Annotated in this window: 14 protein-coding genes; 11 read left to right on the top strand and 3 right to left on the bottom strand. The window is 31.6% G+C overall.

Annotation, left to right across the window (positions count from 1 at the left end):
• Positions 1-492: 492 nt before the first annotated feature.
• From BW983_RS02245 to BW983_RS02235, 3 genes are all read right to left on the bottom strand, one after another.
• On the bottom strand, positions 493-987 hold the full coding sequence (locus tag BW983_RS02245) for a CinA family protein (protein ID WP_076550790.1): 495 nt from the start codon (positions 985-987) through the stop codon (positions 493-495).
• Positions 988-1052: 65 nt separating this feature from the next.
• Entirely contained in the window at positions 1053-1322 is a 270-nt protein-coding gene (locus BW983_RS02240; RefSeq protein WP_076549589.1) for a heme oxygenase, read from the bottom strand.
• Positions 1323-1779: 457 nt separating this feature from the next.
• Complete coding sequence (locus BW983_RS02235; protein ID WP_228408938.1) at positions 1780-2340, bottom strand: helix-turn-helix domain-containing protein; 561 nt, start codon at positions 2338-2340, stop codon at positions 1780-1782.
• Positions 2341-2505: 165 nt separating this feature from the next.
• On the opposite strand from BW983_RS02235, the gene BW983_RS24470 reads away from it, so the two are divergent.
• From BW983_RS24470 to BW983_RS02190, 11 genes are all read left to right on the top strand, one after another.
• A complete protein-coding gene (locus BW983_RS24470; protein WP_262484582.1) occupies positions 2506-2637 on the top strand; it encodes a hypothetical protein in 132 nt (43 codons plus the stop codon).
• Positions 2638-3666: a glycoside hydrolase family 130 protein gene (locus BW983_RS02230; RefSeq protein WP_076549586.1), complete on the top strand. Its 1029-nt coding sequence runs from the start codon at positions 2638-2640 to the stop codon at positions 3664-3666.
• A gap of 44 nt (positions 3667-3710) precedes the next feature.
• Positions 3711-5978, top strand: a complete 2268-nt coding sequence (locus tag BW983_RS02225; RefSeq protein WP_228408937.1) for a glycosyltransferase — start codon at positions 3711-3713, stop codon at positions 5976-5978.
• A gap of 185 nt (positions 5979-6163) precedes the next feature.
• Positions 6164-6382: a hypothetical protein gene (locus tag BW983_RS02220; RefSeq protein ID WP_076549584.1), complete on the top strand. Its 219-nt coding sequence runs from the start codon at positions 6164-6166 to the stop codon at positions 6380-6382.
• Between the two features lie 238 nt (positions 6383-6620).
• On the top strand, positions 6621-6851 hold the full coding sequence (locus BW983_RS02215) for a hypothetical protein (protein WP_076549583.1): 231 nt from the start codon (positions 6621-6623) through the stop codon (positions 6849-6851).
• 7 nt (positions 6852-6858) lie between these two features.
• Positions 6859-7656, top strand: coding sequence for a hypothetical protein (locus BW983_RS02210; protein WP_139329206.1), 798 nt, complete (start codon positions 6859-6861; stop codon positions 7654-7656).
• 43 nt (positions 7657-7699) lie between these two features.
• Entirely contained in the window at positions 7700-7963 is a 264-nt protein-coding gene (locus BW983_RS02205) for a heme oxygenase (RefSeq protein ID WP_076549581.1), read from the top strand.
• Between the two features lie 427 nt (positions 7964-8390).
• Positions 8391-9434 carry a helix-turn-helix domain-containing protein gene (locus BW983_RS02200; protein WP_228408936.1) on the top strand — a complete coding sequence of 348 codons (1044 nt, stop codon included), beginning with the start codon at positions 8391-8393 and terminating at the stop codon, positions 9432-9434.
• An 89-nt stretch (positions 9435-9523) separates the two neighbouring features.
• The gene (locus tag BW983_RS02195) at positions 9524-10063 is read left to right on the top strand and encodes a DUF3575 domain-containing protein (RefSeq protein ID WP_076549578.1); all 540 of its coding nucleotides are present in this window, start codon (positions 9524-9526) and stop codon (positions 10061-10063) included.
• A gap of 273 nt (positions 10064-10336) precedes the next feature.
• Entirely contained in the window at positions 10337-10624 is a 288-nt protein-coding gene (locus BW983_RS24280) for a hypothetical protein (RefSeq protein WP_228408935.1), read from the top strand.
• Between the two features lie 43 nt (positions 10625-10667).
• Complete coding sequence (locus tag BW983_RS02190; protein ID WP_228408934.1) at positions 10668-11471, top strand: helix-turn-helix domain-containing protein; 804 nt, start codon at positions 10668-10670, stop codon at positions 11469-11471.
• Positions 11472-11608: the final 137 nt, after the last annotated feature.

Genomic DNA, 11608 nt, shown 5'->3' with positions numbered 1-11608 from the left:
GAGAATTTATAGTTTATTCATTAACTGCTTATTATCTGATAAATTCCGAAATTATAAATTGAATTAAAATATCTTACTTAATTCCATGTTAGCATCACAATTTAAATTCAGTTATACTCAGTAGATTCTTTCATATGCTTAAAGTTATATTACAAATGACTTTACAGCTATAAACAAGTAAATGTTTAGATAGAAATTGTTAATTATTGTTTAATTTGACTTAAACGTATTAAATCATCTATAAAAGTGTTTGAAAATACACTTGTCTTGGTCACAAAAAAGCAAAATGGCATTACTTTAAGACAAGTAGTGCCATTTTTTATTCTTATCAAGAATTTAAAAAAATTATATCTATTAATTTTTCAAGCATATAAAATCGAGTAAAGTTTGACAATGAATTTTACAGAGTTGGAAACATAGAGATTTACCTAAATAATCAATGAAAGTTAAAGGTTAAAATCTATACTTTTAAACTGATAATAAATGACAAATTTAAATTAATATTTGATTCAATGCACTTTTATAACACCCTAAAATAAACTCAGTATAATATAGTTGAGCGTCTAAAGCCTGCGTTTTATCATGAAGCTCTATACATTTAGAAAGTACAGTCTCTCCTTTGTAACTGAATGAACAAAATGAATATACTTTAAATCCTGAATTTCTTCCAGATGCAGCATATCCTGTAGAAGCAATTCCCCAGTCTGTTCCAAATGATTCAGCGACCTTTACAGCCATTGTATCTGCCATTTTTTGGGTCTCAAAACCATTTTCCTGAACTTCAATTTGATTGATATCTAAAAATCTATTTTTTTCAGGTAATGTAAAAGTAGTTATTCCTCCCTTATAAAACAGTTTTGCGTTAGGCATTTGGGAAAAAGCAAGCTGTATTAATCCCGAGGTTACACTTTCTGCTATAGAAACTGTTTCATTCATTGTAATGAGTGAAGTACTGATATAATCAAGTAAGCTTTGCTGAAATTTCATTGCATTCATTATTTAATATTGATCTAAAAAAATTATATTTTTTTTTACATTCCTAAAATTAATTCTCAGATAACGTCATAATCATTCATTGTTGTCACAAAATAATGTTCAATCATTTCCTTGGCATTTTTGCACATTGAAAAAAGATCTTCTCTGGTTGTGTCTTCAAAAATAAAATCATCATGAACCTCAACAATGAACTCGGTTACTTTTTCAGTGGTCATAAGATCATAGACCATTAAATCATTTAAATTATCTAATCTACATTCTTCCTTAAAAAAAGGAATCTTTCTGGAAATGGAGTTCTTAAATTGAAAAAGGTGTATTGTTTTCATGGCTTCATGATTAAGTTAATACTAAGAAGTATACATTTAGTAAATGAAATTTATGATAAATCAACGCCCATAAATATGGGTAAAAAGGACAGAAACCATGGGTTCCTATCCTTAATTAATTAAAACCTTCTGAAAACAGTTCTCCTATTTTATCGGGATATTAATATACTCATTATCAAAATTGAGAATCCTTAAGTTTATTAATTTATCATGGTTTATATTGGCTTTTCCAGTCTTAATTTACTACTACGATGTTTTCAAATACCGGAAAACAGCATTCTTTATCATGAATATTTTCTACTGTCCGCTATATTTTTCAATCTAAAAATCGCATTATTTTAGGGTGATAAAACTTTAATGGATTTGATAAATTCCTGATTATTATACCACAAAGATGGTCCTTCCATTATATATCAAGCTACATATATCTGGAATAATCTTACATATATCACACCTTTTACAAATCTTCCAGATTTCCCAAACGTCTTTGTTTCAACTGCTTATAAAATGAAGGAGAAAGACCTGTGATTTTTTTAAATTGATTAGAGAGATGAGCTACACTGCTATAGTTAAGTTTATAAGAGATTTCCGTAAGATTCAGCTCATCATACAATAATAATTCTTTTACCTTTTCTACCTTATTAATAATGATAAAATGCTGAAGTGTCATTCCCTTCACTTCAGAAAAGGTATTAGCAAGGTAGGTATAATCATATCCTAATTTTTCACTTATATAGTCTGAGAAATTTTCTTTTGGAAGCGCATCTGAATAATGAATCATTTCTATGACCACATTTTTTATTTTTTCTATCAGGATACTTTTTTTATCATCTAATATCTCTAGTCCTGTTTTGAGTAAATTTTCTTTCAGGATTTGCCTTTTTTCAAAACTGATATCCTCTAATAATTCTACAGTTCCCAGATCTACAACAGCATTTTTAATGCCCAGTCTTTCCAGTTCCTGATGAACAACCATTTTGCAGCGCAAACTTACCATATATTTTATATACAACTTCATAACCCTTACTGTTTACGTCCATCAATTATTTCATTAACAGACATTTACCCAAAGTTAATCTATTCCATCGGAAATATCTATGATTTATACAACAAATTGAAAGACTATTGTAAAGCTTTCCTTTTTTAATGATCGACATTTACCATTAACAAAAAATATCTCACCATGTCAAAGGAAAAAGACGGAAAAAAGAAATCGGATAAAACGCCACCTATAAGATCCGCAAAAGAGAAACGGGAAGATAAAGTGAATAAACGAAGAGACAGGGAAAATGAAGCCCGAAATAAAGGAAACTGAATGGTATCCATACAACGAGATGGAATTATACTCAGAAAAACAACATTAGATTTTGAAAGTGAAGGTGTTTTAAATCCTGCTGTAATTAAGGATAACGGAAAGACACATTTATTTTACAGAGCTGTTGCAAAAAATAATTTCTCAAGTATAGGATACTGTATCCTGTCAGATTACAAGACTATAGAAACCCGATTGAGCAATCCAGTTATTATCCCTGAGTTTGAATATGAAAAACATGGTACTGAAGATCCCCGAATCGTAAAAATAGATCATTTGTTTTATCTTACCTATACCAGTTATGACGGGATCAATGCATTGGGAACGCTTGCGGTATCTGAGGATCTTATATCATGGAAAAAAATGGGAATTATTACACCAAAAATTCCATATAAAAAGTTTCAGCTTTTATCAGAATCCCAAGGTGAAATAGCAGAAAAGTACAAGCGCTTTAATAAATTCCCATCTACTCATAAAAAAAGTAAAGATATCTTCCTTTGGGATAAAAATGTGATATTTTTCCCAAGAAGAATTAACGGTAAGCTTTATTTTCTTCATCGTATAAGACCTGATATCCAAATTGCAGCTATAGAAAACATTGAAGAGCTGAATCCTGCTTTCTGGAAAGATTATTTCCTTCACTTTAAACAGCATATTGTATTATCTCCCAAATATGAGCATGAAGTAAGCTATATCGGCGGAGGCTGCCCTCCTATAGAAACCGAATATGGGTGGATTTTGATATACCATGGTGTACATGATACCATTGAAGGCTATGTTTACAGTGCATGTGCTGCTTTACTGGATCTTGATCATCCTGAAAAAGAAGTTTCAAGACTTCCTTATCCTCTTTTTAAACCCGAAGAAGAATGGGAACAAAAAGGAGAAGTCAAAAATGTATGCTTCCCCACCGGAACTATCATAGAAGGAGATGCAATCCATATTTATTACGGAGCGGCTGATAAAAGAATTGCCGTAGCATCTTTAAGTATTTCAGAATTGCTGAAAGAATTATTACAGGACACATTATAATTGATATTCCATACAGAATGTCAGACTTTAAAATAGATAATAACATGAATAAAAATATAAAATCAGACGTGGAGGAAAAGATAAAAAGAAGATCTGTACAAAGTAAAAAAAACACAATTTATCATAAACCTGAAATTCTCTTTATCAGTACTTTTCCTCCTAAGGTGTGTGGTATCGCAACATACTGCCAAGATTTGATACAGTCTCTTACGCTGAAATTCAAAGAATCATTTAACATCATCATCTGCCCAATAGAAACTGAGGATGAACACCATCAATACGAAGAAAATCCAGAATATCGGTTAAATACATCTGATGCTATTTCTTATTTGGAACTGGCTGATAAAATCAACAAAAATGATAATATTCAATTGGTTATGCTCCAGCATGAGTTTGGATTTTTCTACGAAGCCAAAAACGGATTGCTTCTTTTTCTTCAGAATCTAGAGAAAGATATCATTGTTACTTTTCATACCGTTCTACCAAAGCCAGATTGGGAATTACAAGAAAAGGTAAAAGAAATCAGCAGTTTTACCAAATCTATTATTGTTATGACCGATATTTCTGCAGGCATTTTATCCAAAGATTATGACATTCCATCTGATAAAATTAAAGTGATCCCGCATGGTACTCATTTATTGCCAACTATTGACAAAACTTCCTTGAAAGAAAAATACGGATTTAAAGATAAAAAGATACTTTCAACATTCGGTTTATTGGGTTCGGGGAAAAATATTGAAACCACTTTAGAAGCTTTGCCTGAAATTATTAGCCAAAATCCCGATGTAATGTTTCTGATTATTGGAAAAACGCATCCTGGTATCGTTAAGTGTGAAGGCGAAAAGTATCGTAATTTTTTGGAGGATACTATTAAAAGGCTCCATTTAGAAAAACATACTTACTTTATCAATCAATATCTGCCTTTGGATGAGCTGTTAGATTATCTCCAGCTTACCAATATCTATCTTTTCACTTCTAAAGACCGAAATCAGGCGGTAAGCGGAACTTTTTCCTATGCCATCAGCTGTGGCTGCCCCATTGTTTCCACCCCAATCCCTCATGCTCTGGAAGTACTGAATGAAGACCTGGGAATCATTATTGATTTTGAAGCTCCAAAACAGCTTGCTGCTGCGGTGAATTCATTACTGAAAAATGAAACTGCACAGGAAAAATTACGATCAAATAGTTTGGAAAAAATGGCTCCCACAGCCTGGGAGAATTCTTCTATTTCACATGCCTTATTATTTCAAAAATACAGCAAAAACAATATGATATTACATTATACATTCCCCATCATCAATCTTAGCCATATCAAAAATATGACAACAGATTTTGGAATGATTCAATTTTCTAAAATCAACAAACCTGATATCAATTCCGGATATACTTTGGACGATAATGCCCGTGCTTTGATTGTAGCCTGCAGACATTATGAACTGAGCGGAGATAAATCTGATCTTGACTTAATCTCCACTTACCTGAATGTCATCAAGTTCTGTCAGCAACCAGATGGTAGTTTTCTCAACTATATAAATCAAGACAAGGAATTTGCTCAGCAGAATTATGAAACCAATCTTGAGGATTCCAATGGAAGAGCTATCTGGGCACTGGGATATCTTCTTTCACTAAAAACAATCTTACCTCAACAGTTTTCTGATGAAGCAGAATCAATGATTGAAAAAAGTCTTTCATCTATTGATAAAATCCATTCACCTAGAGCAATGGCTTTTATCATCAAAGGTTTATATTACCAAAATTCTGAATTCAATATTCCATTATTGAAAAAGCTTGCCAATCGTTTGGTAAAAATATATCAGCATGAAAAACATAGAGACTGGCATTGGTTTGAAAGCTATCTGACCTATGGAAACAGTGTCCTCCCTGAAGCTTTATTATGTGCATGGATTGCTACCAAAGACGAAATGTACAAGCAAATTGCTCATGACTCTTTCCGGTTTCTTCTTTCTAAAATATTTATTAAAGGGGAGATCAAAGTCATTTCCAACAAAGGATGGCTGCAGAAAGAAATGGTTAAAAGCAATGAATCCATTGGCGGTGAACAGCCCATTGACGTTGCCTATACTATACTAGCCCTATCTACATTTTACAGGGTTTTTAAGGATGAAAAATACCTAATGATGATGAGGAGTGCTTTTAACTGGTTTTTAGGGAAGAATCATTTGCATCAGATCATTTATAACCCTGCAACGGGCGGTTGTTATGATGGACTTGAAGAGAAAAATGTAAATCTAAATCAGGGAGCGGAATCAACAGTAAGCTATCTCATGGCGAGACTATGTTTTCCAAAATAGCAGGTCTTTATTGTGGAGATCTTATTTAATCTAAATTAAATAATGTATGATGAAAACAGAAACACTCAACCTGAAATTTGTAAAAGTGTGATATGTGCAACATTAAAAAAACAATCTGTAATACAATAGATTACAAAACAACCATCTTTGTACTGTAGCAATGACGTTACACCAAAATCCACCTTATGGACACAAACCACAACAAAGGCGACAAATCTTTCAAAATTCCAGGAGACTGGATTGAACAGTCTAAGCAGCTGAAAGAAAAATTTTCAACATTAACGGATCATGATCTGAAATTTGAAGAAGGTAAAGAAAAGGAAATGCTTGAAAGAATCGGAAACAGATTAAGAAAAAATCGTGAAGAAGTTCTCAATATTATTAAAGAAATTAATCTTTCATAAATTGTTTCAAGAACAGGTAAAGCCTATGAAAAGATATATTTATCAAAAGCTTTAACTGGAAAAAAGGGATGGAATATCAGACAGTTCCGTCCCTTTTATTTACAACACCGTCTACTCTTTTATGCATAAACAAACTGTGATGAATCATAAAGAACTTCAGAAATCAAGAGTATGAATCTCATCCTATAAATGGAAATAAACGCTTTAAAATGATAGTAATAATAATAAAAAAGCGGCTATGAATAATCTAGACACCATATCATTTTTAACAAAAAAGATATTCAAAAAAACAGTTGAAATTCAAAAAGAATTTCCTGAGCTATATGAACTTTTAGACGAAACTCCATTATTTTTTTCAGCAAAAGAGAAAAATATCACAATCAAAGATTTAAGACAATATCTTATTTCCCTTATAATACAACAAAAATCCTTTGAAAAAGGGATTATTAAGAAAAAAGATTTACAATGAAATTCTGATGAAAAAGCTAACTAAACACCCAAAGAAGCAATTAGGGCTCAGAAATAAAAAAAACATATCAAGAAGGACCTATTACTCACAGTTTGTTGCGTTATTCTATATTAGGAATGCCAATATCACCCTGGAAAGGGATGCAACAGAAATTCTTAGAATGTTAAAAGAATTACAGCAGCTTACTAACAGATCAAGATTGGTATTCAGTACGTACTGCAGCTTAAGCCAACATAATCTGTGGCAGTCCGTTTTAGAAGATACCAGCAATACTATAAAATATATTAGAATACAGTTTGAATATATACTTGAAAATATTATTAAAAAAAATAAAATCAATTCAATTATATTCTGGAAGCAAACCAAAACTTATACGATTGAACTGGAAGTCCACCATAAAAAGCTCATTCAACTGGCGGGTCAGATTTTACCGGAAGAAGAAAGATTATCATGGAAAGTGACTATTTGTAATTTTTATGATGAAATTTTTTCTTTACTCATTCCACTTACTGGTGTATGCAGACTTGAATCAGACTTTATAGAAAAATATTCACCAAAAATGTTTAATCAAACTGCCATGGATATTATTAAAGATATACCGAAAGATTACACATTAATGGAAGCAAGGGAATATGAGCATGAATACTTAAAAGTACTAACAAACTACAGTCATGAATTCTGCAGGAAAAATAATTTTTGGAACAGCTTATTATATATACTTTCAGGGGGTATGTACCCATTACCATCAGAACGCTCCTTATCCAAAAGATGGATCGACAGAAAAATGAAAGATAAGCTTTCTTAATAGACTTCAACCTAATTTTTTCATTTTATTAAATATTTTTCCAATGAAAACAATACATCTCTTTCGGTTTAACGATTCTATTTTCCGTAAAATTCCTTTCTTCAAAGAAGAACATAGATTGAAAACCGATTCAACGAAGCTCGATTTGATGAATATCGAAATAGTAACCGAATATATTGTGAAAACCCATGATGACTTTAGCTTCGACAACACATCAGGAGATGATCTTTTATTAATGTGCAAAAAAGCTCAAAAAACAATTGAACATTATTTTGTGCTTAGATTAGATCACTATGATTTTATATAAAGCTGTTATTTATTGTAATCAAGAGCTTTATGCTCAATAAAAGTGTTGGTAAAAATGTTTGAAGATACACTCATTGAGGTCACCAACAGCCAAATGGCACCACTTTAATACAGGTGGTGTCTTTTTTTAATTTACCAGAAGTCTCCTCTACATTTAATTTTTATAAAATGAATAAATCATTTCAGTTGAGCTCATTCTCACCCCCCTTAAAAAGTTATCAGTATTCATAAAAATTCTTTTTCATCAATTCGTACGAAAGAACTATATTTATCCATGTTATGCCACCACAAATCTTTAAAACAACTTTAATAAAAAATTGATTTATACAACACTTTTAAACATTGCTGTTTTTCAGGGAATAGTTCTAGGCATAGTTATTCTAAAATCTTCCCTCTTCAATAGTCAATCAAATAAATATTTAGCCTACTTGCTATTTGCACTTTCCTTTGTTTTACTGAATTACGTTTTTGAAATTGAAGGTGCATTTAAATCCTATCCTTTGCTATGTTTTCTGGATTATATTGAATGGATATTTTTATTACCCGTCTTCATCTTCCTTTTTATAATCAACAGAATTGATGATACCGTAAAGAACAGACAAAGAGCTTATTTGTATTACATTCCGTTTATCTATTCCTCTACTTTTACCATTATATACCATCTTAATGATATTTTAGGAATTTATAAAATCTCAGATTCTGGCATTTTCATCATCAATATACTTAGACTGATTCAGCTTGTATTTGCCTTTATCATTATTCTGTTTCCACCTTTTTACTCTTATTTTATGATAAAGCACTTAAAAGATCCACAAGAGAAAAAATGGGTAATTGTTTTATTAACTTCTCTCTATTTATTGTTATCTACCTGGCTCATCACATATATGACCGGCTTCTTTTTTGGAATAGATATTTCCTCTACTATGAGTGGGCTGGCTTTATCGGCAACATTTATCATGCACTGGACAGCTTATATAGGGATTTACAAATACAAGCTTGCCAAAGACAGAGATGCTGTCTTCCATTTTCTAAATAGCGATCTAGTTATTATAAATCCCAATCTGCAAGTTGCAGAAAACAGTATAGCGCAAGAAAACATCACTGCAGAAGAATCCAGAGAATCTATAACGGCTGACAATCTTTATTTTCAAAAACTGGAACTTCTTTGTAAAGATGATCATATTTATACCGACAGTACATTAAACAGAGAAAAAGTAGCTGAAAAACTAGGGATAAGCTCTGGATATGTTTCGCAAATAGTAAACACAGTAACAGGAGATAACTTTGCCCATTATATCAATCAATATCGGGTGGAAGCCGTGAAGGAAATGATATCAAATCCGGAATATGAAAATTATAATCTGCTGACAATGGGATTGGAAGCCGGCTTTACTTCAAAAACAACTTTCTTTAAAGCATTTAAAAAAGTTACCGGTCAGACCCCTAACGAATATAAAAACATCAGCAAATAAGTACCATTTTGTACATTTTTAAGCTTTTGAAACCTGTCCTAATTTTTATTATTTGAGTTTTGCATCAAAATAATTCAAATAACTTTTTTATGAAAAAAAAACTTCTACAGCTCATTATTTTATTTGCTTTTTATTCTGTCAATGCCCAAAGTGAAGCTGTTGCAAATCCTTATCAGAAAAACAATGAAATCAAACTAAATTTACTCGCTCCCTTATCCGGTGCCGTGGAAATAGGCTATGAACGATTCCTCAACAAGCATTCATCATTAGGGATTTCTGCATTCAAAGTATACGACCGTTCAAAAAATGATGATATGAATTACTATATCTCTCCCTACTATAGGTATTATTTTGGAAAAAAATATGCTTCCGGTTTTTTTGCCGAAGGATTTGGAATGTTTACTTCCATTGATGGAAAAAAAATATATGCAGCAGACAACGTGACATTTACCGAAGGCAAAGATGTTTATGATCTTGCATTAGGTGTGGGGCTTGGATGGAAACTGATTACAAAGAAAGGATTTGTTTTTGAAGCCAATACAGCCTACGGAAGACTTATTTTCAATGCAGATAAAACAGATCACGATCAGGTTGTAAAGTTTGGACTGAGTATTGGCTACCGATTTTAAAATCAAATATGCTTAAGAATAACAAGGTTTTTATTTTCCACAAAGATCCTATTACCTTAATACAAACTAAAACATCGATAAAAGTGTTTACATAAAAGTGCACCAACGTCACAAATTGCTAAATTGCGCCAGCTAAAGACAGTTGGCGCCTTTCTATTTCTTTAACTATTTCAAAATAAACTAAGAGCATGAAAGTATTGATATTTACAAATCATCAATACTTCTTTAAGCTTTCCTATTTAAATATTAAATTGCACCTACGTTAAAAAAACTATGGACAAATACAGCTTTTTGGAAATAAGCGCTTTTATTGGAATCTTTCTTGTACTTTTTCTTGCGTTGTTTTTATTGACTGTAAAAACTAAACATAGACTTGCCAATTGGCTTCTTGCTTTATTTCTTTTTACAAATGCTATAGATGCATTGAAATTTTTGATGCGTGATTTTCCGGTGAATCATATCAACCTAGAGGCATTTCGCTGGAGTATTAACTATCTGGCTCCGGCATCGTTTTATCTATGTATTATCCGTTTGTTTTTCCAACTTTCGATTAAAACCTAGTCATTTATGGCATACCCTTCCGTTTATTGCTTTCAATCTGTATATGGCGTATGGGATTTATTTTGAAGATAGAGCTTCGAAAGTGAGTTTCATCAATGCTTTGAACGAATCACCGATCATGCATTTTTTTTATTTTCTTTTTGAATTTCTATTTCAGGTTTATTTTATTGCTTCATTTTTGGTGATTAGAAAGTCTAAAACCGTCTATCTTGAGAATTATACGAATCCGAATATCTCTATTCTCAATGCACTTTATAAAATAACAATTCTATATTATGTCTTACATTTTATAGTCCTTATAAGATGGCTGGTTACTTTTATCTTTGGTGTAGGAGAAATCAGAGCATGGATTGTCACCCTTGATGGGTTTGCCTTTTTATTTTGTACCTGCTGGTATCTATTTGTTGCATTAAACAAACCTGAATTTTTCAGAGGAGTGAATTCTCAATTGAAACCTATTGTAGAACTCATTCCGAAACAAAAATCTTCTCCTGCAGTAGATGATGAAAAAAATAAGCAAATCCTGGCTTTAAAAGAATTTATGATCGAAAAAGAACCTTATCTCAATTCTTCATTAACGATTCAGGATTTGGCAGAGCAATTAAAGATACCTGTAAAAGATTTGTCGGCTTTAATTAATCTGTATATGAACAAACATTTTTTTGATTTCATTAATGAATATCGGATCGAAAAAGCGAAAGAAATATTGAAAGATCCTTCGCAAAAACAACTCACTATTTTAGAAATTCTTTACCAAGTTGGTTTCAATTCTAAATCGTCGTTTAGTACTTCTTTTAAAAAACATACGGGTACAACGCCAACAGATTTCAGAAAAAATCCAATTTAATCCATTTTTTTTTCTAAGAAATGGGTTCGACTTTTTTTAATCGGTCGCATATTGAAGCATTTTAAAGCACCTTTGCAGAAAGCTTTAGCTAATCAATCAAATTTTATATCAAGAAAAACTAATTAAAATGAAGAACC

The organism is Chryseobacterium ureilyticum, assembly GCF_900156735.1.
Lineage (GTDB): Bacteria > Bacteroidota > Bacteroidia > Flavobacteriales > Weeksellaceae > Chryseobacterium > Chryseobacterium ureilyticum.
The sequence above is the reverse complement of the archived record's forward strand: the minus strand, read 5'-3'. Positions and strand labels throughout refer to the sequence as shown.